The 23,690-nt window shown below is 65.0% G+C and carries 19 protein-coding genes; 13 read left to right on the forward strand and 6 right to left on the reverse strand.

Going from position 1 to position 23,690, the window contains the following annotated elements:
* Nucleotides 1-4: 4 nt before the first annotated feature.
* Together AB8Z38_RS32710 and AB8Z38_RS32715 are read left to right on the forward strand one after the other, a co-directional pair.
* Nucleotides 5-694 (forward strand): methyltransferase domain-containing protein, encoded by a 690-nt coding sequence (locus AB8Z38_RS32710; protein ID WP_369721703.1) that lies wholly within the window; start codon nucleotides 5-7, stop codon nucleotides 692-694.
* 133 nt (nucleotides 695-827) lie between these two features.
* Nucleotides 828-1,487 (forward strand): hypothetical protein, encoded by a 660-nt coding sequence (locus AB8Z38_RS32715; RefSeq protein ID WP_369721704.1) that lies wholly within the window; start codon nucleotides 828-830, stop codon nucleotides 1,485-1,487.
* A gap of 239 nt (nucleotides 1,488-1,726) precedes the next feature.
* On the opposite strand, the gene AB8Z38_RS32720 is transcribed toward AB8Z38_RS32715, so the two are convergent.
* Complete coding sequence (locus tag AB8Z38_RS32720) at nucleotides 1,727-3,391, reverse strand: aminotransferase class III-fold pyridoxal phosphate-dependent enzyme (RefSeq protein ID WP_369721705.1); 1,665 nt, start codon at nucleotides 3,389-3,391, stop codon at nucleotides 1,727-1,729.
* Between the two features lie 35 nt (nucleotides 3,392-3,426).
* On the opposite strand from AB8Z38_RS32720, the gene asd reads away from it, so the two are divergent.
* Entirely contained in the window at nucleotides 3,427-4,290 is an 864-nt protein-coding gene (gene asd / locus AB8Z38_RS32725; protein WP_369721706.1) for an archaetidylserine decarboxylase, read from the forward strand.
* Between the two features lie 65 nt (nucleotides 4,291-4,355).
* A complete protein-coding gene (locus AB8Z38_RS32730) occupies nucleotides 4,356-4,919 on the forward strand; it encodes an NUDIX hydrolase (RefSeq protein ID WP_369721707.1) in 564 nt (187 codons plus the stop codon).
* A gap of 195 nt (nucleotides 4,920-5,114) precedes the next feature.
* Here AB8Z38_RS32730 and AB8Z38_RS32735 read toward each other — a convergent pair whose 3' ends face one another.
* Nucleotides 5,115-6,515, reverse strand: a complete 1,401-nt coding sequence (locus tag AB8Z38_RS32735; RefSeq protein WP_369726661.1) for a FecR domain-containing protein — start codon at nucleotides 6,513-6,515, stop codon at nucleotides 5,115-5,117.
* Nucleotides 6,516-6,951: 436 nt separating this feature from the next.
* Nucleotides 6,952-7,716: a DUF2147 domain-containing protein gene (locus AB8Z38_RS32740; RefSeq protein WP_369721708.1), complete on the reverse strand. Its 765-nt coding sequence runs from the start codon at nucleotides 7,714-7,716 to the stop codon at nucleotides 6,952-6,954.
* 514 nt (nucleotides 7,717-8,230) lie between these two features.
* Here AB8Z38_RS32740 and AB8Z38_RS32745 point away from each other — a divergent pair.
* From AB8Z38_RS32745 to AB8Z38_RS32765, 5 genes are all read left to right on the forward strand, one after another.
* The gene (locus AB8Z38_RS32745; RefSeq protein WP_369721709.1) at nucleotides 8,231-9,424 is read left to right on the forward strand and encodes an extensin family protein; all 1,194 of its coding nucleotides are present in this window, start codon (nucleotides 8,231-8,233) and stop codon (nucleotides 9,422-9,424) included.
* A gap of 200 nt (nucleotides 9,425-9,624) precedes the next feature.
* Nucleotides 9,625-10,923, forward strand: a complete 1,299-nt coding sequence (locus AB8Z38_RS32750) for a M20 family metallopeptidase (RefSeq protein ID WP_369721710.1) — start codon at nucleotides 9,625-9,627, stop codon at nucleotides 10,921-10,923.
* Entirely contained in the window at nucleotides 10,920-11,753 is an 834-nt protein-coding gene (locus tag AB8Z38_RS32755) for an ABC transporter permease (protein ID WP_369721711.1), read from the forward strand. The genes AB8Z38_RS32750 and AB8Z38_RS32755 overlap by 4 nt, the downstream gene beginning before the upstream one ends.
* A gap of 28 nt (nucleotides 11,754-11,781) precedes the next feature.
* Nucleotides 11,782-12,792, forward strand: coding sequence for an aliphatic sulfonate ABC transporter substrate-binding protein (locus AB8Z38_RS32760; protein WP_369721712.1), 1,011 nt, complete (start codon nucleotides 11,782-11,784; stop codon nucleotides 12,790-12,792).
* Nucleotides 12,793-12,903: 111 nt separating this feature from the next.
* A complete protein-coding gene (locus tag AB8Z38_RS32765) occupies nucleotides 12,904-13,632 on the forward strand; it encodes a Crp/Fnr family transcriptional regulator (RefSeq protein WP_369721713.1) in 729 nt (242 codons plus the stop codon).
* 6 nt (nucleotides 13,633-13,638) lie between these two features.
* Here AB8Z38_RS32765 and AB8Z38_RS32770 read toward each other — a convergent pair whose 3' ends face one another.
* The gene (locus tag AB8Z38_RS32770; protein ID WP_369721714.1) at nucleotides 13,639-14,274 is read right to left on the reverse strand and encodes a TetR/AcrR family transcriptional regulator; all 636 of its coding nucleotides are present in this window, start codon (nucleotides 14,272-14,274) and stop codon (nucleotides 13,639-13,641) included.
* A 196-nt stretch (nucleotides 14,275-14,470) separates the two neighbouring features.
* Here AB8Z38_RS32770 and AB8Z38_RS32775 point away from each other — a divergent pair, with 196 nt between their 5' ends.
* The 4 genes from AB8Z38_RS32775 to AB8Z38_RS32790 all read left to right on the forward strand — a co-directional run bounded on the left by AB8Z38_RS32775 (nucleotide 14,471) and on the right by AB8Z38_RS32790 (nucleotide 21,359).
* Complete coding sequence (locus AB8Z38_RS32775; RefSeq protein WP_369721715.1) at nucleotides 14,471-15,781, forward strand: HlyD family efflux transporter periplasmic adaptor subunit; 1,311 nt, start codon at nucleotides 14,471-14,473, stop codon at nucleotides 15,779-15,781.
* Nucleotides 15,782-15,995: 214 nt separating this feature from the next.
* Nucleotides 15,996-17,582 (forward strand): DHA2 family efflux MFS transporter permease subunit, encoded by a 1,587-nt coding sequence (locus tag AB8Z38_RS32780; RefSeq protein ID WP_369721716.1) that lies wholly within the window; start codon nucleotides 15,996-15,998, stop codon nucleotides 17,580-17,582.
* 512 nt (nucleotides 17,583-18,094) lie between these two features.
* Complete coding sequence (locus tag AB8Z38_RS32785; RefSeq protein WP_369721717.1) at nucleotides 18,095-19,894, forward strand: ABC transporter ATP-binding protein; 1,800 nt, start codon at nucleotides 18,095-18,097, stop codon at nucleotides 19,892-19,894.
* Between the two features lie 61 nt (nucleotides 19,895-19,955).
* A complete protein-coding gene (locus AB8Z38_RS32790) occupies nucleotides 19,956-21,359 on the forward strand; it encodes an MATE family efflux transporter (RefSeq protein WP_369721718.1) in 1,404 nt (467 codons plus the stop codon).
* A 57-nt stretch (nucleotides 21,360-21,416) separates the two neighbouring features.
* On the opposite strand, the gene AB8Z38_RS32795 is transcribed toward AB8Z38_RS32790, so the two are convergent.
* Both AB8Z38_RS32795 and AB8Z38_RS32800 read right to left on the reverse strand, forming a co-directional pair.
* Nucleotides 21,417-22,160: a sulfite exporter TauE/SafE family protein gene (locus AB8Z38_RS32795; RefSeq protein ID WP_369721719.1), complete on the reverse strand. Its 744-nt coding sequence runs from the start codon at nucleotides 22,158-22,160 to the stop codon at nucleotides 21,417-21,419.
* Nucleotides 22,161-22,311: 151 nt separating this feature from the next.
* The gene (locus tag AB8Z38_RS32800) at nucleotides 22,312-23,682 is read right to left on the reverse strand and encodes a PLP-dependent aminotransferase family protein (RefSeq protein ID WP_369721720.1); all 1,371 of its coding nucleotides are present in this window, start codon (nucleotides 23,680-23,682) and stop codon (nucleotides 22,312-22,314) included.
* Nucleotides 23,683-23,690 lie beyond the last annotated feature (8 nt).

Here is a 23,690-nt window from a genome sequence, read left to right on the forward strand (position 1 = left end):
AGAGATGGCCAAGATCATGAACCTTGACGGCACCCAGCAGCTTGACCTCACCCGTGGCACGGTCGAGCAGGCTTACGACCGTTGGGCGCCGGTCTACGATCTCGTGTTCGGCGGCGTGTTCGCCAAGGGCCGGCAGGCAGCGATCGCGGCCACCAACAAGATCGGCGGCCGCGTACTCGAGGTCGGCGTCGGCACCGGCATCTCGCTGCCGCTCTACGCGCCGCATCTGCGCATTTTCGGCACCGATATTTCGGAAGCGATGCTCGACAAGGCGCGCCAGCGCGTCGCCGAGGGCGGCTTGAAGAACGTCGAGGGCCTCGCGGTGATGGACGCCGAAAAGCTCGAATTCCCCGACAACTCCTTCGACGTCGTGATGGCGCAATATGTCGTCACCGCCGTGCCGAATCCAGAAGTCGCGCTCGACGAATTCGCGCGCGTGCTGCGCCCGGGCGGCGAGCTCATCATCCTGACCCGCGTCAGCGCCGATGCCGGCATGCGCCGCTTTATCGAGCAGAAGCTCCAGCCGGTGGTGCGCCCGCTCGGCTTCCGCACCGCGGAGTTCGCCTGGTCGCGCTACGCGAAGTGGCTGGCCGGTGCGAAAGGCATCGAGCTCGCCGAGCGCCGCCTGATTCCGCCGCTCGGCCATTTCTCGCTGGTGCGCTTCCGCAAGGTCGACGTCGCCAAGGCGGCTTAGGCAAGGTGACGTGAGCCGAAGCTCACGTGCCTCACCGCGCCGCTGCACATCGTCACATGACAAAATGATGATGTCACACGGCCTACATCGAATCCCTGTAAATCCTGAACCCGAAAGCATTTTGGGGGAGAGCATGATCAAGAACTATCTCGAGCAGCTGCGGATCCAGCGCTGGGACGACCATCGTTACTATCACCACAGCCGGATCAACCAGAGCCTGCACTTCGTCAGCGCGCTGAGCTTCCTGTTCGCCTATCTCTGGATGTTCGTCGATCCGATGATCTCTGCGCTGGTCGGCTGGCTGGTCTCGATGACGTCGCGCCAGGCCGGTCACTTCTTCTTCGAGCCGCATGATTACGATCACATCAACCAGGCGACGCACGAGTACAAGGAAGACATCAAGGTCGGCTACAATCTCCACCGCAAGGTGGTGCTGATGTCGATCTGGGCGGCATCGCCGCTGGTCCTGTTCGTCGATCCCTCGCTGTTCGGCCTCCTCACACCCTGGGCCGGCGCGGCCGACTTCATGCGGCAGGTGGCGAAGATCTGGCTCGCAGTCGGGATCGGCGGACTTCTGTTCCGCACCGTGCACCTATTCTTCATCCGCGACGTCGAGACCGGCCTGGTCTGGATGACCAAGATCCTGACCGACCCGTTCCACGACCTGATGCTGTATCGCGCTGCTCCGCTCGCGCTGATGCGTGGCGAGCTGATGGATCCCGGCCTGCACCTCAACCCCGAGCACACGCTGGGCCTGATCGGCGAGCCCACGCTCGAAGAGCAGCACGCCTGAACGCGCCGTTGCCCAGACCACAAATATCTATTGCGTGCGTCATGCCCGGGCTCGTCCCGGGCATCCACGTGTTGGGGACTTCCTCGCCTCTCATCACGTGCGGGGAAGTGGAATTGAGCGCCGCCACAGACGCCGTCATTCCGGGACGATGCGCAGCATCGAACCCGGAATCTCGAGATTCCGGGTTCGGCTCTTTGAGCCGCCCCGGAACGACTGTGGCTTGCAGTGGAGAATCGACCTCAGCGTCCAAAGCGCTTGGCCAGCATCTCTTTCAGGATCTGCCGCTTGATGGCCTTGTTGGTGAGCACGCCGTCATGCCACCAGAAGCCGTCGGCCTTCATCTTTTCGGCGGCGCGGACGAAGCGGTCGGCGACTTCGGTGAAATCGGCATCGCTGTAGTTCAGGCTGAAGATCAGCCGTCCGCTGCCGACCCAGCTCAGCGACAGGCCTTCGGCCCGCAAATAATATTGCAGCATCCAGTTGTAGCGGGACGGTGTGGTGTATTTCACCGTCCAGATCGACGACAGGTTGGCGACCTGCACCGGCAGGCCTGCGTCGGTCAGCATCCGGTTGAGCTGTTGCGCGCGGCCGTTCCAGGTCTCCTCCAGCCCGTCATAGATCGCGCGGAAGTTCGGGCTGGCGAGCCGGCTCAGGAACTCGTCCATCGCCGTCATGACGTAGGGATGCGAATTGAAGGTGCCGCGGGCAAAGCAGACGTCGGCGGGACGATCGTCGCGGAAGCGGCGCATCAGCTCGCGTCTGCCGCAGACCACGCCGACCGGCAGGCCGCCGGCGAGGCTCTTGCCGTAGGTCACCATGTCGGCCTTGACGTGGAAATATTCCTGGGCGCCGCCGGCGGCGAGACGAAAGCCGACGAAGACTTCGTCGAAGATCAGCACGATGCCGCGCTGGTCGCAGACCTCGCGCAGCTGCTTCAGCCATTCGGTATAGGCGGCGCGATCGAAATTGGCGCCGCGGGACGAGTCGACCAGCGCGGAATCGCCGGGCGCGTTGCCGTTCGGATGCAGCGCCTGCAGCGGATTGACCAGCACGCAGGCGATGTCACGGCGGGTGCGCAGCACGTGCAGCGTCTTCTCGGACATTTCGGCAAGCGTGTAGGTCTCGTGCGCGGTGACGGGATTGCCGACGCCGGGCTGCACGTCGCCCCACCAGCCGTGATAGGCGCCGGCAAAACGAACCAGATGCGTGCGTTTGGTGTGGTAGCGCGCAAGCCGCACCGCCTGCATCACGGCCTCGGTGCCGGACATGTGGAACGAGACCTCGTCGAGGCCCGAGATCTGGCACAGCCGCGTGACGTTTTCGAGGATGACGGGATGGTAGGGTCCGAGCACCGGTCCGAGCGCGTGCGCTCGCTTCTCGGATCCCTCGATGCACTCCTTGTAGAAGTCGTTGCCGAAGATGTTGACGCCGTAGGAGCCGGTAAGATCGTAGAAGGTGTTGCCGTCGACATCAGTGACGGTAACGCCGCGCGAGGACTCCATGAAGGTCGAGGTGCCCAGATGCTCGCGGACCAGGCGCGAGAACTGGAACGGCACGCGATAGCTTTCGGTGAAATTCAGGTCGGAGATCTTCTCGGCTGCTTCCTTCGTCATCGTGCGGCCCTTGGGGTAGCGCTCGGCGTAGAGGGATGCGAGACGGAAGAAGGCATCCTTGCGCTGCATCACCACATTCGCCGGCGCGCCGTCGCAACCGAAATACTGATCGCCGGTAAACTCGTAGAACGGCAGCAGCCGGGCCACCCGGCGCGACATCTTGGAGTGCCCGGCGAGCGACCGGTGCTTGGCGCGGGACAACGCAATCCGCGCCTTGATCTTCGGAAAGGCGGCGGCAGCGGACGCTGCGGCGGCCACGGACATCGAGAGAATCGGGAGTGTCGTTTCCATGACAACAAGCGCTAATACTGCGAGCTGACAGATTCATGACAGTCAAAGCCCTCATCGCCTCTTTCACCCAGCAGGAAGACCTCAACTTCCTGCTGACCAATCGCATCCCCCGCGCCGCGCTGACCCGCTTCATGGGCTGGTTCTCGAAGATCGAGAATCCGCTGCTGCGGGACGGCTCGATCGCGCTGTGGAAGCTGTTCTCCGATCTCGATCTGTCGGAGGCCAAGAAAGATCATTTCAGGAGCCTGCACGATTGCTTCACCCGGGAGCTCAAGCCGGGCCTGCGGCCGTTCGATCCGGACCCCGCGGTGGTCGCGAGCCCCTCGGACGGCATTGTCGGAGCCCACGGACGGATCGCCGACACCGAGCTGTTCCAGGTGAAGGGCGCGCCCTATTCGCTGCTCGACTTGCTCGGCGATCCCGCGCTGGTCGAGCAGCACCGCAACGGAAGCTTCGTGACGCTGCGGCTGACCTCGAGCATGTATCACCGCTTCCACGCCCCGTATGATGCGCATATCGATCGCGTCACGTTGATCCATGGCGACGTCTGGAACGTCAATCCGATCGCGTTGAAACGGGTCGAGCGGCTGTTCTGCAAGAACGAGCGTGCGGTGATCCGCACACATCTGTCGACCGGCGAGGCGGTGACGCTGGTGCCGGTCGCGGCGATCCTGGTCGCGAGCATCCGCCTGCATTTCCTCGATACGGTGCTGAACGCGCAGACACGCGGCCGGGTCAACTTCCCCTGCGACGTCAAGGTGAGCAAGGGCGAGGAGCTCGGCTGGTTCGAGCACGGCTCGACCATCATCATCCTGGCGCCCGGCGATTTTACCTTCTGCGACGGCATCACTGAGGGCACGCGCATCCGCGCTGGAGAAGCGTTGCTGAGGAAACACTAGCCTTCAATCTGCCGCGTCGGCCGCCTATATCGTCGGCGGGGCTCTTCGACGATACGGATGTGGTTATGGCGCGGGCGCCGGTCATCGCGGCGGGTGGTATTGTGCTGCGGCGTGGCGAGACGCCGCTGATCGCGATCGTGCGCCAGCGCAAACGCAATGAGTGGGTCTTGCCCAAGGGCAAGCTCGACGACGGCGAAACGCCGAAGCAAGCCGCGCACCGCGAAGTGCTGGAGGAGACCGGACACGAGGTCGCAATCCATGAGTTTCTGGGGACGCTCGTCTACCAGTCCGGCGGGCGCTCCAAGGCCGTGCATTTCTGGCGCATGGAAGCCGAGGGCGGCCAGGTCCGAATGCTGATGAACGACATCAAGGCGGTCGACTGGCTGCCGCTGGAGCAGGCGATCGCGCGGCTCTCGCGCGAATATGAGCGCATCTTCCTGACCCAGATCGGCCCGATCGCGCTCGCGGCCGCAGGCGTTGTGCCCGATGCTGAAATCATGCCGCCGCCCGCGACCGGGAATGTCGATGCAGCGATGCAGAGGTTGAGGCCGGCCAAGGCTGCCTCGGTCGGCGAACTGCGCCAGGGCTTGTTGCAGAAGATGAAAGCGTGGCTGCGCGGCGAGGCGTGAGCCGTAACGAGAGGACTATCGCGCCGCGTTGACGGTGCACCCTCGCCCCTTGTGGGAGAGGGTGGCTCGCCGCAGAGCGGCGAGACGGGTGAGGGGTCTCTCTCCGCGTGCAAGCCCCTCGCATTGGAGTTCGCTGAAGCAACCCCTCATCCGGCGCTTCGCGCCACCTTCTCCCACAAGGGGAGAAGGAAGAGGTCACCGCCGCTCGTTTTTCTCTCTTGGCGCCTGCTTGCGCGGCGCTGCGGGGCGTTGCGCGCCGGGGATGCGCTGCTGGAATCCACCCGGTCGCTGCATGCCTGGCTGTTGAGCCGGGGCCGGCTGGCCCGGCTGCAATCCGGTGCGCGGCGGTTGCGCCTGCGGCGCTGTACCCGGCTGCGATGGCACGACTCCGCCAGGCTGCGCCGGAGTCTGTCCGCCGCGCAGGGGCTGGGTCTGCTGTGCGCCGCCGGGTTGCGTGCCTGCTCCGGTGCGCGGCGCGCCTGCCGGTTGACTGGTGCCCTGCTGACCCTGGCCCGCGCGCGGCGCGGCCGGCTGCGCGGGGCCGCCCTGACGTTGCGGCGGCTGCACGCCTTGGCGATTCGGCGCTCCGGGCTGCTGCTGGCCTGGACGATTGTTCTGTCCCGGCTGGCCGTTCGGCCGCTGCGGTTGTTGGCCGGGCGTGGTGGTCGGCCGCAATTGCTGCTGCCGCGGCGGCTGGGCCGGTCGCGGAATGCGGCTGCTCGCGGCGGGATTGGCGCGGCGGAACTCGCGCTGTTCGGTGACGATCTGCCGGCCGGTGGCCTGCGCCGCATGCACCTGGCTGACGAAGCCGCGGTCGCGCGCGATCTGCTGCGGCGGAATCGTGATCGGGATCGCCGCAAAGCGCATGCCGCCGGCGCCGACTGCACCGGGCCGGATCGCAAAGCCGCTCGCGGCTTGCGTCAGCGCGCCGAGCCGCGCGCCGCTGCTGCGGTCGTTGACGTCGATATGCCCGACCCGCCCGTCGGCATCGGGATAGAGCTTGATATTGACGTTGTTGGCGGTGCTCGCGGCCGCATTCTCGGGGACGTCGACCACGCCGGTGGTGCCGCGGATACCGAGCGTTGCGGTCGGCGTCGCGATCTTCATGTCGCCGGTTTTCGCCACCGCCGCCGCAACGAAGGCGACCGTGCCCTTGCCGATGTCGAAGATCGCCGAATTCTGCTTGCCGCCGTCCTCGTAGACGTAGTTGTCGATGGTGATCTTGGCGCTGGCGGAAAGGTTGAACGTGGTCGCATCGTTGAAGGTGATGCCGAGCGCGGAGCTCGACGAGGTCTGCACGACGTCGTTGAGATAGATGTCGTCGCGCACTTTCAGGGGATATGAATTCTTGTCGCGGATCACGGTCGCGATTCCCGTCACGGTCGCGACGTTGCCGATCGGCTCGACAGCGGCAGGCTGCGCATCCGCCGCCGGCGCCGGAGAGGCCGATGGTGTCGGGGACGGAGCGGGCGTCGGCTGTGCTTGCGGCTGCGCCTGCGCAAGCTCGATCGTGTCGGACGCACACGCATTGCCCGCGCCGGCCAGCGGCAACACCAGCAGCGGAAGCGCAAACACGAAGCGGCGCCAAGCCACCATCAAAGTCACAATGAAGTCCCGGTGAGAGCGCGAGGGCGAGATCGACCGATATCAACCGGAGCTGGCTGAATGGCGGATGAACATCTGTTGCATAGGAGGGGCCAACGTTCAAACGCCACGTCCGGCGTCAGGGCAGGGCTATCGCATATGGGATTTGGGCGCTGTGAGCGCGCGCCTCGTCCTTCGAGACGACCGCTTCGCGGTCTCCTCAGGATGAGGCTAATCGGAATCGGAGCCCGTTGAACTGCTGCCGCAAACTCGGTCCTCATCCTGAGGGCCCGCCAAAGGCGGGCGTCTCGAAGGATGGCCACAGAGAAATCTGCCTCATATGCGATGGCCCTGTGGTGTCAGGGAATGGGTCTGGGATATTTCAAATGGTCATGCCCGGGACAAGCCCGGGCATGACCATGAGTATGCCGTTGCGACCGCGTTACTCTCAGCTCACCCGCTTCCAGGTCTGGCCGCCGCAGAACATGCCGCCGAAGGCGCAGCCCTGCACGCGCATGGCATTCGGACCCCTCATCGCGATCGTGGAGTCGTAGTTGCGGCCAGAGTTGGGATCGTGGATGCGGCCGCTCCACTTGGCGCCGTCAGGCTTCATGTTGATCAGGATCCGCTCATTGGTTTTCTCGGCATAGCCGCAGAGATTGGTGCCGCACTGCTCGACGCGGACGTTGCCCTTGTTCTCTTCGGTCGCCCACACGCCGAGCGGCGTGTTCGCGGCCGGCGCAGGCGCAGCGGCGATCGGAGCCGGAGCGGGCGCATCAGCTGGTGCAGTCGCAACCGGCGCGGGCGCGGCAACGGGCGGCGGCTGCATGGTCGTGTCGACGGACGGCGCGGCAGCAACAGTCGTAGCCGGGGTAGCCGGAGCAACCGCCGGGGCTGCCGGAACAGTCGCCTGCACTGGCGGCGGCTGCACCGGCGCCTGCTGCACCGGCGCCGGCGCGGGCTGCGTCGTCGCGCTCGGCGTGGTGTCGTCGTCCTTGGAGCCGAGACCGTTGAGGTTGATGTTGTTCAGCTTGATCGGCTTGTCCGAGAGGCCGGGCGCCATGATGGTGATGCAGTCGAGCGAGGCGCAGTTGCGCGGCGTCTCGATGCGGACGCGCTGGCCTTCGATCTGAAACGAGATCGAATTGCCGGCATGGGCTGTGGCGGTCGAAGCGAGGAAGAGCGCGGTGGCGGCGATGTAGAGCTTGTTCATGACAACCTCCCAGAATTCATGGTCCCGATGACCTGAAGTCGGTGAACGACTGAATGTGGTTCGACCCTAGGCCGGGCTGGTGCCATGTTCTGTGATGAAGGTCACAACGAATCCGGGGCCGCCAGAGTGAGGCAAGCGCACGTTCAGCCGCCATTGGATTGCGTCAATTTTGAATGCGGCAAACCGCCCGGCGACCGGTGAGCCCTGATCGATGCGAGCGACGGCGCTGCTAGACCATGCCGAGCACGATGGCGCCGACGAAGGCCATGGCGAGGTACGCGGTGATAACGCTCAGTCTTCCGACGAACGTCATGACGCTGCTCCGTGGAATCGCTCTCTCGGGCGCGCTGCTTTGCGCGCCACGATCATGGTTAACAGAATGTTACCTCCCGAAAAAGTCAGCCTCGCTGTCATTCGTCTCCCCGCGGCGAGAACCAGGCGCCCCCGCATGGTTAAGGAAGCCTGAAATCAACACGTTGAAGAGTCTTTAAGTAAATTCACCGAACGTGCGCGCATGACGCGCGGAGTTCGTTTGTATCTCGTCGGCTCCATCGTCCTTGTTTCGCTCGCGGGTTGCGGACGCGGCTTCTTCCAGGCCGAACGTGAACCGTGGCGGGCCGAGGCCGAGGCGGCATGCCTGAAATCCGGCGCGGTCAAGGAGAGCGCGGACATTGTTCGCATCGATCCGATCTCCGGCCCGGGCATGTGCGGCGCCGAGTTTCCGCTGAAGGTCGCGGCCATCGGCGAAGGCTCATCGAGCTATGGTTTTGCCGACGAGGAGTTGCGCCCGCCCGGCAGCATCGGCAACCAACCGCGCTGGCCGGTGGCCCAGCCGCAGTCGAACTATCCGCCGGCCGGCTATCCGCAGCGGTCGAATTATCCCGAGAGCGCGGTGCGCCAGCCCTCCGGTTATGGCGGGTCTTCCGGCCCGGTGTCGCTCAGCGCGCCCGGCGTGGCCCCGCAGGAAGACGAGATTGATTTGCCGCCCGAAGGCACCGACGCCGCGGGTGCCGCGCGCTACATGAATGCGCCGAGCTATCCCGCGCGGCAGCCTACGCCGTACTCGCAAGCCCCTGCGCAGCAACCGCCACCACGCTTCGGTCCCGCGCAGGGCAACCCCGTCACCGCTGTCGGTCCAGTCGCAGTGAAGCCGACCGCGACGCTGGCCTGTCCGATCGTGTCCGAGCTCGACCGCTGGTTCGCCGACAGCGTGCAGCCCGCAGCGATGCGCTGGTTCGGCGCCCGCGTGGTCGAAATCAAACAGATCTCCGCCTATTCCTGCCGCGGCATGAACGGCAACCCGAGCGCCCACATTTCCGAGCACGCATTCGGCAATGCGCTCGACGTCGCTGCCTTCGTGCTCGCCGACGGTCGCCGCATCACCGTGAAGGACGGCTGGCGCGGCATGCCGGAAGAGCAGGGCTTCTTGCGCGACGTGCAATCCGGTGCCTGCGCGCATTTCACCACGGTGCTCGCGCCGGGCTCGAACGTCTACCACTACGATCACATCCACGTCGATCTGATGCGCCGCGCCAGCCGCCGCCTGATCTGCCAGCCCGCCGCCGTTTCCGGCGAAGAGGTCGCCGCGCGCGCGGGTGGCCGCAATCCTTACGCGAACGCCCGCGATCCCTCCGTCACCGGCTCCCTCGGTGCGCACAAGAGCAAGCACGAGAAGATCAACGAGGAAGACGAGTTCTCGGACGATTAGGCGTCGCGCGCAGTACGCCGCATCTTCAGCAGGGCCAGGCTGGGGCGCAAAAATTTGCGCGGCCGGGATTTTAACCCAAGTCGTTGAATTGCGATCATTAATCGCTCCCTGACGGGTTTCGCCGGGAGTTGGCACAGTCGCTGCAATGAGAGTGCTGCAACGAAGCGGCGCTGCCGGCGCTGTGAGCCAACGGAACCGTCATGCAGATGCCAGTGACCCCGCCTCACTCCGATCTCGAGCAGCGCGTGCTGTCGCGCATCACGGAGCAGCGCTGGCTCGAGCTGGCATCCGAGTTGATCCGGACCGGCCAGCCGCGCTCCGGCAACCCGCTCGATCCCGACCTGCCGCCCGCGGAGGAAGAGGCCATCTCCATGCTGGTCGCCGGCAAGCTCGAAGCTATGGGCATGGAGGTCACCAAGCACAGCGCGCAGCCGCATCGGCCGAATGTGCTCGGCGTCCTCAGGGGACGCGAGGGCGCGCCCTCGCTGATCCTCAACGATCACCTCGACACCTATCCGGTCGCCGAACCCGAGAAATGGCACATGACGGATTTCGATCCGTTCAAGGCCACCCGTCACGGCGACCTGCTTTATGCGCGCGGCACCTCCGATACGCGCGGCAACCTCGCCGCGTCGCTGCTCGCGGTGCAGGCGCTCGTCGAAGCCGGCGTCAAGCTCAACGGAACCCTGATGTGCTGCTACACCGTCGACGAGGAGCGCAACGGCACCGAAGGCTCCATCTACATGCTCGACAAGGTCGGCCTCACGGCGGATTACGAGATCACCGCCGAGCCGACGGCGTGGGGCGACGCGTCCAGCGATTGGGGCATGAACCTCTCGGTCGCCAATTCGGGCCATTGCCTGATCGAGGTGGCGGTCCAGGGGATCAAGTCGCACATCTGGCGCCCGGACATCAGCGTCAATGCCATCATGGAAGCGGCAAAGCTGTTGCCGAAGCTGCAGGACATGGCGTTCACGCATGTGCCGAGCAAGTTCATGGGGCACACGCCACCCTGCTGCTCGGTGGTGCGAATCCGCGCTGGCTTGCCCGGCGAGATGCAGTTCTCGCCCGATGCCTGCACCATGACGCTCGCAGTCGTGGGGATCGTGCCCGGCATGACGCTTGCGAGCGTGATCTCGGACATCGAAGGCCTCGGGCACGAAACATTTGCCGGCCTCAACGATGTGAAGGTCGAAGTCCGCCAGGTCCCGGGATCGCTGTTCGTCAACGCCACCGAGCCGGTGCCGATCGAGGAAGAGCCTTGCCGCTCCCTGCGCGCGGTCTACCGGCGCCTGATGGGGCGCGAGCCCGGCGTCAATCGCAAGAACGCCTTCAACGACACCATCCGCTTTCGCGAGGCCGGCATCAATGCCGTGACCTTCGGCCCCGGTGAGGACGGCTGGGCCGTGGACAACGAGAACATCTCGATCACCAAATCGGTGATGGCAACGCGGATCTACGCGCTGACCATCATGCAGATTCTGGGAGTGCGCATATGAGCGTCGAGGCGAGCCACATGGTCATTCCGATCTCCGCGGATCGCACCCGACGGGGCAGCCTGCGCCTTCCGAAGATCCCGCGATCCATCCTGCTTTCGGCGCTCACCGTCGCCGTGCTGCTGGCGACATGGACCGTCGTGACGGAGATGGGCTGGGCCAACGAGCTGTTCCTGCCGAAGCCGCAGGCGGTGTGGGCTGCGTTCGTCAAGACCATGACCAAGGGTTATCAGGGCGCGACGCTGCTCCAGCATCTCGGTGCGAGCCTGTATCGCATCCTCACGGCTTTCGCGCTGGCCTGCATCGTCGGTATTCCGCTCGGCGTGCTCATGGGCGTGTCGCGCAATGCACGTGCGCTGCTCAATCCGCTGATCGAATTCTACCGGCCGCTGCCGCCGCTCGGTCTCTATACGCTGCTGGTGATGTGGCTCGGCATCGGCGAGAGCTCGAAGCTGTCGCTGCTGTTCCTCGCCGGCCTGCCGGGGATCGTCATCTCGACCATCCAGGCCGTCACCAGCGTCGATCCTGTCTATGTGCGCGCCGCGCAATCGCTCGGCGCGACCCGTCGCGACCTGCTGTTCCACGTCTATTTGCCGGCGGCGGGACCCTTGATCCTGGCCGGCATGCGCATCTCGCTCGGCTTCACCTACACCGTTCTCGTTGCCGCCGAGATCGTCGCGGCATCCGCCGGGATCGGCTGGATGATCTGGGATGCCGCGAAATTCCTGCTGTCCGACGTGGTGATCATGGGCCTGATCGTGCTCGGCCTCACTGGCGTTGTACTCGACCTCGCGATGCGCGCCATCGCGAAATTGCTGATGCCGTGGGCCTGAATTCAATTCTGATCGAGGGGAAATCGATATGATCAAGAGACTTGTTGCCACGCTCGCTGTCACAACGCTGGCGCTTACGGCCATCGCGCGTGCCGAGGACAAGCCGACCAAAGTGACTGTCGGCTATCTCAACCTGGTGAACGCCCAGCTCGTAACGAAACATCTCGGGCTGCTCGCCAAGGAGATGCCGGGTATCGATATCAAATACGTCAAGATCGGCGGCGGCGGCGACATGCTACGCGCGATCGCCGGCAACGACCTCGACTTCGGCGGCCTCGGCAATCCGCCGACCGCGATCGGCACGACCAGGGCTCTGCCGATCAAGGGCATTCTCGTCATCAACATGCTCGACTATGTCGAGGCAATGGTGGTTCGCACCGACAAGAACATCACGTCGCTAAAGGACCTCAAGGGCAAGACGGTCGCGGCCCCGTTCGGCTCGACCACGCATTATCTGCTGCTTCAGGCGCTGAAGGACGAGGGCGTCGATCCCACCTCGCTGAAGATCCTGGACCTCGCGCCGTCGGACATCGCGGCGGCCTGGCTGCGCGGCGACATCGATGCCGCCTGGTTCTGGGAGCCCAATCTCGACAAGGCCGTGAAGAACGGCGGAAAGATCCTCGTGACCTCGGGTGAGATGGCAAAGCGCGGGTACCCGACCTGGGACATCGGCGTGGTGATGAACGCGTTCGCGGAGAAATATCCGTCTTACGTCGAGAAGTTCGTCAAGGCCGAGTGCGAAGGCATCGATTTCTGGCTGAAAAACCCGGAGAAGACGGCCGAAATCATCGCCGAAGAACTGTCGCTGCCGTTGCCGGATGCGACCCGGATGATGAACGGCACCGGGATGGTCCCCTGCAGCAAGCAGCTCACGGAGGAGTATCTCGGCACGTCGGCGAAGAAGGGCAAGTTCGTCGAGACGCTGCTGTCGACCGCCGACTTCCTGGTCAAGCAGGAACGCCTGCCGAAACTGCTGCCGCGCACCGACTTCGAAACCTTCATCCAGCCCGCCTATCTCGAAAAGGTGGTCGGCCACTGACGAGTTGGACGCGATCATGGGGTGGCAGCCCGTCCTGAGTATGTGCGCTGCGTTGCAATCCGACCGGAGACCTCCTAGCCTTCGAGGCAGTCACTCGAAGGGAGAGCGATTGTGGGGCGCAGTGATGCGCATGAGGTGGTCGATGCTCTTGAGCCGTGCGCCGAGCTGCGAACGGCCGGGACTGGACGTTATGTGCTGAAGGCCCTGGACAAGCCCGATCTCGATCTGGTGATGCGGACCGGCCGTCTCGCGACCTATCAGAACCGCGAATATCTGTTGCGCGAAGGCGCGCCGGCGGACGGCATCCACATCATCCTGAGCGGAATCGTCGAGAGCACACATGCAGGCACGCAAGGCCGCGAACTGATGCTGTCGACCTGGGAGGCCGGCGACTTCGTCGGCGCTCCCTATATTCTCGGCGATCACCGCCATAGCTGGTCGGCACGCGCGCTCGGCCGGGTCGAGGCGCTGCATCTCGACCAGGACGCGGTCCGCCGGCTGATCGCGCAATCGCCTTCATTCGCGGTGGCGCTGATCGAGTGCCTCGGCTTCAAAGGTGAGACCTATTCGATGCTGGCGCAGACGCTGGCGGGCCAGAAAGCGGCCGAACGGCTGGTGCTGCTTCTGGTCAAGCTGTGCGAGAACGCCGCCCAGGACGAGCACGGCCCGATCTCGCTCGGCCGCATCACGCAAGCCAATCTCGCGCGCATGATCGGTGCGACCCGCCAGTCGATCAGCCTGATCCTCAATCGTCTCCAGGACGATGGCATCATCTCGACCGGTCCGACCAAGATGGTCGTCAACGATCTCGCCGCGCTGCGCAAGCAGGTGACCGAGTAGGCAAGTTCATTTCGCCCGATAGGCCGCCAGAAACATCCGCGTCGCGCTGTCGACGACTTCGGCGATGCGTTCTTCCGACGGCAGCGGTGCGGCCTGGAAGACGAAGGGGAGAAACAGCGAGGCCTTGGACAGTTCCATGAACTGCGAGGCGGCAAGATCGCAATCGTCGATCTTGAGATCGCCGGAGGCGACATGGGCCTTGAGATAGTCGGACAGTCGGTTGATGGTCTTGTCCAGCACGCGCAAGTAATAGCGGCGGCCGACATCGGGCATGCGCTCGGCGATCGCCATCACGGTGCGGATCGCCGATCCGCCGCCGGGCCGGCAGAGCAAATGGATGTAAGCCTGGCCGAAATCCTTCAGCGTGGTCTCGGCATCGCGGGCTGGGTCGAAATTGAACACGACCTGCCCGTGCTGGAGCGCTTCCTGCTCGAGGATGGCTTCGAACAGCGCCGACTTGTCGGCGAAGTAGACGTAGAGCGTGCCCTTGGAGACGGCGGCGGCGCGCGCGATCTCGCCCATGCTGGCGCCATCGAAGCCGAGATCCATGAACACCTTGCGGGCACCGTCCAGGATCTGGCGGCGCTTGGAGCTGTCCTCCTCCGGGACGAGGTCCCGATGTTCGCGGCTGGTGACAACCATTGGTTCAGCGTCTCGAAAGGTTTTTGGGTCGGGTCCAGGGCCTTGAAACCCGAACAAAGGATTCGGCCCTGTAGGGTTCGTCCCGGACATTATCTATATTGACCGAACCGTTCGGTCAATGGTATTTGGGATGGGCGAGGGGGACCCGGCTGCATGACGGCCCTCCCTGTTCGTGCTCTTTATTGGGGAGGCCGTGATGGCCGTATCGAGAGATCAGGCTGCGCGCGTCCTCCGTCAGGAAGCGGTGGAGACGGCGGCGGAGCAGGCGGGCAGCGAAGCTGGGACCGAGAAACCGGCCCCGCCTGCCGAGCAGTTGCGCTCTCATGTGGCCGAAGAGACCAAGCGCCGCACCAGCGAAGCGCCGGAGAAGCCCGTGACCGACAAGCCGGCCCCGACTGCTGCTGCGGGTGCTCCCAAATCCGGCAAACGCAAATTCGTCATGATGGGCATCGGCCTCGTGCTGGCGCTCGCGGCGGCGAGCTATGCCGGTTACTACACGCTGGTCGGACGCTTCTTCGTCTCGACCGACGACGCCTATGTCCGCGCCAACAACACCATGCTGGGCGCGCGCGTGGCTGGCCATATCTCCACGATCCTGGCGACCGACAACAAGCTGGTGCATGCCGGCGACACCATCCTGCGCATTGACGACGGCGACTACAAGATCGCGGTCGACGCCGCGGCGGCCAGGATAGCGACCCAGCAGGCCACCATCGACCGGATCGGTCGGCAGATCGCGGCGCTCGACAGCCAGGTCGTGCAGGCCAAGGCGCAATTCGTCTCGGCAGAAGCGGGCCTCAAGCGCGCCGATCTCGACTATGAGCGCCAGCAGGCGCTGAGCAGCAAGGGCTTTGCCTCGCGCGCCACGTTCGAAACCTCGGAAGCCGGACGCGATCAGGGCGCCGCCGCGGTCAAGGCCGCGCAGGCCGCCTACGACGTCTCGGTCAGCAATGTCGACGTCGCCAAGGCGCAGCAGGCCGAAGCGCAGGCGCAGCTCGCCGAGCTCAAGACCACGCTCGCCAAGGCCGAGCGCGACCTCTCCTTCACCGCGGTACGCGCGCCGGTCGACGGCATCTTCTCCAACCGTCTGGTCAGCGCGGGCGACTTCATCGCCGTCGGCCAGCGGCTCGGCAATGTCGTACCGCTCGACGACGTTTATATCGACGCCAATTTCAAGGAAACTCAGCTCAAGCGCATCCGCCCCGGGCAGCCGGTGACGATCAAGGTCGATGCCTACGGCATGCGCAAGTTCTCCGGCGTCGTCGACAGCATCGCGGCGGGCGCGGGCTCGGTGTTCACGCTGCTGCCGCCGGACAACGCCACCGGCAACTTCACCAAGATCGTGCAGCGCGTGCCGGTCCGCATCCGCGTGCCCAAGTCGGTCGCAAGGCAGAACCTGCTGCGCGCCGGCATGTCGGTCTATGCGAGCGTCGACACCAACAAGGGTGCCGCCGACGCCGACAGCGAGATCGATCTCGACGATCCCACCATGATCCATCCGCAGTAGGATTGCTGCAATGAGGTCATACGCACTCTTGCTCCAGGCGCAGGTGCGCTCCCTCTCCCGCTTGCGGGAGAGGGCTGGGGAGAGGGTGTCTCCTCCAGGGAGACTCTCCAGGAGGATAGAGCCCTCACCTGACGCGCTCTTTGAGCGCGCCGACCTCTCCCGCAAGCGGGAGAGGTGCACCGACCCCGCGGCTTGCAGCGATCAGAGCTGACAGATGGCAACCGCCACGACTGCTTCACCTGCCATGATGGCGGCCGACGTTTCGGAGCGCATCGCGCCGAAGCGGCTGATCGCGTTCATCGTCATGGTGTTCGGGATGTTCATGTCGATCCTGGACATTCAAATCGTCTCGGCGTCCTTGAGCGAGATTCAGGCCGGCCTGTCGGCAAGCTCGAGCGAAGTCTCCTGGGTCCAGACCGCCTATCTGATTGCCGAAGTGATCGCGATCCCGCTATCGGGATTCCTGTCGCGCGCCTTCGGCACGCGGCTGCTGTTCGCGATCTCGGCGGCCGGATTCACCCTGTCGAGCCTCGCCTGCGGTTTTGCCACCACGATCGAGGAGATGATCCTCTGGCGCGCGCTCCAGGGTTTTCTCGGCGCCGGCATGATCCCGACGGTGTTCGCCTCCGCCTATACAGTTTTCCCGCGTTCGAAATTCCACATCGTTGGTCCCATCATCGGTCTGGTCGCGACGCTGGCGCCGACGATCGGACCGACGGTCGGCGGCTACATCACCGATCTGATGTCGTGGAATTGGCTGTTCTTCATCAACGTCGTGCCCGGCATCGGCATCACCCTCGGCGTGCTGGCACTGGTCGATTTCGACGAGCCGCATTTCGAGCTGCTCGACCGCTTCGACTGGTGGGGTCTGATGTTCATGGCCGGCTTTCTCGGCACGCTGGAATATGTGCTGGAGGAAGGTCCGCAATATGAATGGCTGCAGGACACGACCGTGGCGATCTGCGCGTGGATCTGCCTCGTCTGCGCAATTGCCTTCTTCGTGCGCGTCTTCACCGCCGCCGAGCCGATCGTCAATCTGCGCACCTTCACCGACCGCAATTTCGCCGTCGGCTCGACGCTGCAATTCTGCATCGGCATCGGCCTCTACGGCCTGACCTACATCTACCCGCGCTATCTCGCCGAGGTGCGCGGCTACAGCGCGCTGATGATCGGCGACACCTTGTTCGTGTCGGGCATCACCATGTTCCTTGTCGCGCCGCTGGTCGGCCGGCTGATGGCGAGCGTCGACATGCGCTACATGATCGCGTTCGGCCTGGTCGTGTTCGCGCTCGGCTCCTATCAGATGACCTGGATCACGCGCGACTACGACTTCTACGAGCTGCTCGTGCCGCAGATCCTGCGCGGCATCGGCATGATGTTCGCGATGGTGCCGACCAACAACATCGCGCTGGGCACGCTGGCGCCGGAACGGGTGAAGAACGCGAGCGGCCTGTTCAACCTGATGCGCAATCTCGGCGGCGCGGTCGGGCTCGCCGTCATCAACACCGTGCTCAACGACCGCACCGACCTCCACATCGCCCGCCTCCAGGACCGCGTGACCTGGGGCAACACGACCGCGACCGAAACGCTGAACATGTTCATGCAGAAATTCCAGGGGCTCGGCGACTCCTCGCTGATGGCGATGAAGCAGCTCAGCCAGATCGTGCACCGGCAGGCCGTGGTGATGAGCTTCGGCGACGCCTTCTTCATCCTGACGCTGTTCTATCTCGGCCTCAGCCTGCTGGTCACGTTGCTGAACAAGCCGGCCTCGCCGTTCGGCGCCGGCGGTGACGCGCACTGACGCTACGCAAATGGGACGAGCCATACACTCGGTGTCATCGCCCGGCTTGACCGGGCGATCCAGTATTCCAGAGACATCAGTAGCTTAAGGAGAAGCCGCGGCGTACTGGATGCCCCGGTCAAGCCGGGGCATGACAGCGCAGAATGGGGGAGCGGCGGTTGCACACCACGGCATCCCGCATCAAATTGCAACACTCGCGCGCAATCTCGCGCGGGCCCCGTTGCAAATCGCGGACGACACATCTATAAAGCGCGCCTCATTCATTGAAACCGGGGAGGGATTTGCATGATTTCGTCGCATTCGCAGATCGTACGCCCGCGCTCGATGATGTTCTGGCTCGGTATGTGCTCGGCCCTGTAGAGGCCCTTTCCGCCAGTTTCGATTGGGCCCCAGGGTCCCGATCTCTCCGCTTCCCAAGTCCAAGTCAAAGTTGAATGACGCCGTTTCGGCCCTCGCGGCCGGGCTGCGTCCATCGATGGAGCCGGCCCGCGCCAGAGCGGCCGGATGATGCCATGACCACTCTGTCCAAACGGCCCGCGGCGATCCGCGTGGTGCTGCCGTTCGTATTCCGGCACTGGCTCAAGCAGCCGGGGCGTACGCTCGTCGTTGCCGGCAGCCTGTTAGGGGCGACCGTGGCCGACCTGTTCATGCCGGTGTTCTCGGGGCACCTGATCGATGCGCTGACGCGCGGCCCGTCCGATCCCGAGGCGCGTCACGCGGCGCTGATCGCGTTGGGCGGCATCGTCGTCCTCGGCGCGGCCTCGATGGTGCTGCGGCTGACCGGGCTCCAGGTGATCGTGCCGTTCACGCTCAAGATCATGTCCGATGTGGCGCAGGATGCCTTCATGCGTGTCCAGCGCTTCTCGACCGATTGGCACGCCAATTCGTTCGCAGGCTCCACGGTGCGCAAGGTCACCCGCGGCATGTGGGCGCTCGACCTGTTGAACGACACCATCCTGCTGGCGCTACTGCCTTCGCTGTTCGTGCTGGTCGGCTCGATGATCCTGCTCGGCGTGCACTGGGCCTCGCTCGGCGCGGTGATCGCGCTCGGCGCGGCGACCTATGTCATCACGACGGTGCTGTTCTCGACGCGCTACATCGCGCCGGCCGCTCGAGTCTCCAATGCCTGGGACACCAAGGTCGGCGGCACGCTGGCGGATGCGCTGACCTGCAATGCGGTGGTGAAATCGTTCGGTGCCGAAGCGCGCGAGGATGCGCGGCTTGCACGCGTGATCAAGCGATGGCGCGTGCGGGTGCGGCGAACCTGGTTGCGCTACAACTACACCGCCATGACGCAGCTCTCGCTGTTGTTGTGCCTGCGGGGGTCGGTGATCGGCGGATCGGTGCTGCTGTGGATGTCCGGGCATGCCTCGCCCGGCGACGTCACCTATGTGCTGACCAGCTACTACGTCATCCACGCTTACTTGCGCGATGTCGGCATGCACATCAACAACCTCCAGCGCTCGGTCAACGACATGGAGGAGCTGGTGGCGATCCATGACGAGCCGATCGGCATCGCCGATGCCGCCGGGGCGCGGCCGATCGCGATCGTTGGCGGCGAGATCGTGTTCGACGACGTCACGTTCCACTATGGCGGCCATCGCGCGCCGCTGTACGACGGGCTGTCGGTGAGGATCCGTGCCGGCGAGCGCGTCGGCCTGGTCGGCCGCTCCGGCTCCGGCAAGACGGCTTTCGTCAAGCTGGTGCAGCGGCTCTATGACGTCAGCGGCGGCCGCGTCCTGATCGACGGGCAGGACATCGCCAAGGCCACGCAGCAATCGCTGCGCAGCCAGATCGCGATCGTGCAGCAGGACCCGATCCTGTTTCACCGCTCGCTCGCCGAGAACATCGCCTATGGCCGGCCTGGTGCCAGCCTGGAGGCGATCGAGCAGGCGGCGCGGCTCGCCAATGCGCACGACTTCATCCTGCGTCTGCCGAAGGGCTACGGCACGCTGGTCGGCGAGCGCGGCGTCAAACTGTCCGGCGGCGAGCGGCAGCGTGTGGCGCTGGCGCGTGCTTTCCTGGCGGATGCGCCGGTGCTGATCCTGGACGAGGCGACGTCGAGCCTCGATTCGGAATCGGAGGCGCTGATCCAGCAGGCCATGGAGCGGCTGATGAAAGGCCGCACCTCGATCGTGATCGCGCACCGGCTGTCGACGGTACGCAGCCTCGATCGCATCCTGGTGTTCGACCGCGGCGAGATCGTCGAGCAGGGCACGCACGGCCTGCTCGCGGCCAAACCGAGCGGCATCTATCGCAGCCTGTTCGAGCGCCAGGTGGTGGAGCTCGGGCATATCGCAGCAGCGGAATGAAAAATGGCGCGTGGCCGACGGAGCAGTCTCCGGAAAGCCACGCCGCCAGGAATGGACTGACATGAAAGACCTGACACGCGGCTCCATCGTGAGCCACATCCTGCACATGGCGCCCCCGATCATGGTCGGCATGGTCACGATCATGATCTGCCAGCTCGTCGATCTCTACTTCGTCTCCGGATTGGGCGATGCCGCGGTTGCGGGGGTCGCCGGGGCCGGCAATGCGGGATTTCTCGTCAACGCACTGATGCAGGTGCTCGGCGTCGGCGCGGTGGCGCTGATCGCGCACGCCGTCGGACGCAAGGACCGCGACGATGCGAACCTGATCTTCAATCAGGCGATCGTGCTGTCCGTGGTGTTCGGCGTGTTGACCCTGGTCGCGGGTGCCGCGCTGTCGCGGCTCTACATGCGTTCGATCGCCGCGGACCAGGCCACGATCGAGGCCGGGACCACTTATCTGTTGTGGTTCATGCCGGCTCTCGCGCTGCAATTCGCGACCCAGGTGATGGCATCCGCGCTACGGGCCACCGGCATCGTGCGGCCCGCGATGATGGTGCAGGCGCTTGCCGTCGGCCTCAACATCGCGCTGGCGCCGGTCCTGATCATGGGCTGGGGCACCGGCTATCCGCTCGGCGTTGCCGGTGCGGGGCTGGCAAGTTCGATCGCGGTGCTGATCGGCGTTGCGATGCTGCTCGCGTATTTCCGCAAGGTCGAGCGCTACGTCGCGTTCAATCCGGCGCAGTGGCGCCCGCAGCTACGCCATCTGAAGCGCATCCTCAATGTCGGTCTGCCCGCCGGCGGCGAGTTCGCGATGATGTTCATCTTCATGGCGGTGGTCTATTACGTGCTGCGCGATTTCGGCGCAGCGGCGCAGGCGGGTTTCGGGATCGGGCAGCGCGTCCTCGGCCTGATCCAGATGCCCGCGCTTGCGGTTGCGCTCGCCGCCGGGCCGATCGCTGGCCAGAACGTGGGTGCCGGCAATAGCGCGCGCGTGCGGGAAACCTTCGTCAAGGCCGCGCTGATCGCCAGCGGTGTGATGATCGGCTTCCTCTGCGTTGCGCAGTTCAAGCCGGAGCTCTTGCTCGCCGGCTTCTCGAACGACCGGGAAACCATGGCGATCGCCTTCCTGTTCCTGCGGATCATCTCGCTCAACATGGTGGCCCAGGGCCTGATCTTCACCTGCTCGAGCATGTTCCAGGGCCTCGGCAACACCAAGCCGGTGCTGTGGAGCTCGGCAACGCGCGTATTCACCTACTCGCTGCCTGCCCTCTGGCTCTCGACGCGGCCGGGCTTTCGGATGGAGCACGTCTGGTACCTGTCGCTCGCGGCGACCACGTTGCAGGCGTCTCTCAGCTTGTGGCTGCTGCGCCGCGAATTCAGGAAGCAGTTGGGGCGTCCGAAAGAGAAAGTTGCAGAACCGGCGAGCCCTGAGCCCGTCGTGCCGCTCGCACGTGAGCCCGCGTAACGACAGCATGTTTCATCCCAGCAGCTCCGGCTCATTTGCCGGGGCTGTCAGGTGTCGCTAGAGCGTACTGATACTGTTCCAGACGAGGCCGACGCCCGACAGGAACAGGAGGCCGAGCACGACGTCGCCAAAATGCTTGTCGCTCAGCGCGTGATAGACGCGCGCGCCGGCCCATGCGCCGATCAGCGTGCCGGGAAAGGCGACCAGCGCGAGCCACACCACCTTCAGCGCGACCAGGCCCGACGTCGTCTGCAACACCAACGCGGCCGCGAGCACCGTGAAATTGAAGAGCTGGAAGATGCCGCGCCGCTCGTGCTTGTTCCAGCCGCGGATGTTGGCCCACAGGATCGGCAGCGGCCCGGACAATCCGGCAAGGCCGCCCAAGATGCCGCCGGCAAAGCCGATCGCGCCGTCGGCGATGCGGCCGCCGAACTTGATGGCGAGCGGCTTCTTGTTCAGATAGAGCGCGGTCGAGAAGATCAGCAGTAGCACGCCGACGCTCAGCTTGAAGATCTTTGGATCGGCGGAAGCCACCATCATGGTGCCCAGCGGCACGCCGACCAGCCCGCCGATCAGGAACGGCCAGACCAGCGAGAGGTCAAAGCTCTTCCACATCGACGGCAACGTCGAGGTCTGTGCGATCACCGAGCAGATCAGCACCAGCGGCACCGCGAGCGAGGGCGGCAGCACGTATAGCCAGATGCCGAGCGCCATCAGCGCCGTGCCGAATCCGGCCAGCCCCGAGACGAAGCCGCCGGCCAGCGCGCCGAACAGCAGCAGCGCGTAGTTGGACGTGTCCACCAATCAATCCCTGTCGTTACCGGCCATCGCGAACGGTTGATCGCCGTCTGCGGCATAGCACGGCGGCGGCGGGGAGCGTCAATTCAGTGCTATCCGTCGCCGCGTGCCTGCAGTGCGCTCCCGCCACCCGTATCAGCATCAACGAATTCTGCTACACGATCTGCCTCGTGTCGGCGGGCCTGTGCAGCGCGCTGACGAGGATGCGCAGCGCCTCCGTCAATTCCGGTCGGTTGCGCGCCGCGCCGAGCGAGACACGCGCCGCATGGGGCGGTATTCCGTCGACTGCGAAGGCATCGCCGGCAACGACCGCGAGCCCATTTCGCAACAGATGCGCCGCGACGTCGGGCCGCCCATCGGGTAGTGTGAGCCAGAGATGATGGGCGGTTGGCTTGGCCAGGAACTGAAAGCCCTTCAGCGCGCGCTGCGCCAGTTGCTGGCGCCCGACGGCCTCGTTGCGGATGGCGGCGATAATGCGATCGGCGATGCCGTTCTCCAGCCAGTGCGTCACCAGCGCGACCATCAGCGGCGGCGGCATCTGCACATTGGCTTGCAGATAGCCGCGCATCTCCTGCTGCGAATGGCTGTCGGGCGTCAGCAGATAGGCGACACGCAACGCCGGCGCGATGCATTTCGACAGCGTGGTCGCCAGATATGTCCGCTCCGGAATGAGATTGGCGATTGGCGACGCCGCGCGATCGAGCAGCCCATAGGCGTCGTCCTCGATCAGCAAAGTGCCGGCATCGCGGATGATCTTCGCGATCGCGCCACGCCGCCCGGCGGAGAGCGTCGCTGTGGTCGGATTGTGCAGGGTCGGAATGAGGTAGACGGCCTTTGGCTTGTGCGTGCGACAGGCCTTTGCCAGTGCGTCGGGAACAATGCCGCCCTCATCCATGGCCACGCCGACGAGCTTGACGCCGAGCCGCGCGGCGGCAGCCTTGATGCCGGGAAAGGTGAGCGCTTCCGTCAGCACGACATCGCCGGGCCGCGCGAGATCGGCGAGCAGGTTGAACAGAATCGTCTGTGCGCCCGGAAAGATCACGAGCCGGTCGGCATGCGCATGCGGAACGCGGGCGCGCAGCCATCGCGCCGCGACCTCGCGCTCATGTACGCTGCCGCCGGGCGGCTGGTAGTTGAGATACGCCGTCAGGCCCGATTGCGCGCGGATCGCCTCCAAACCGGTCATGATGCGCTCGTCGAGCTGCGCCTCCAGCGGATGCGGCGGCACGTTCATCGAGAGGTCGATCGCGACGGGATGCGGCAGATCGACCGCGCGGCGGGCGCTGGTCTCGGACACAAACGATCCCTGGCCGACGCGGGCCTCCATGATGCCGCGGCGCCGCGCCTCGGTGTAGGCGCGCGTCACAGTGGTGAGGTCGATGCCGAGGGCTTTTGCCAGTGCGCGCTGGGTCGGCAATTGTTGTCCGCGCACCAGCCGGCCGGCGGCGATGTCGGCCTCCATGGCCTCGACGATGCGCTGGTAGCGCGGCCCGCTCAGCTCCGAGATTGTAGGGGTCCAATCCATGCAATTTA

Source organism: Bradyrhizobium sp. LLZ17 (assembly GCF_041200145.1).
Taxonomy (GTDB): domain Bacteria; phylum Pseudomonadota; class Alphaproteobacteria; order Rhizobiales; family Xanthobacteraceae; genus Bradyrhizobium.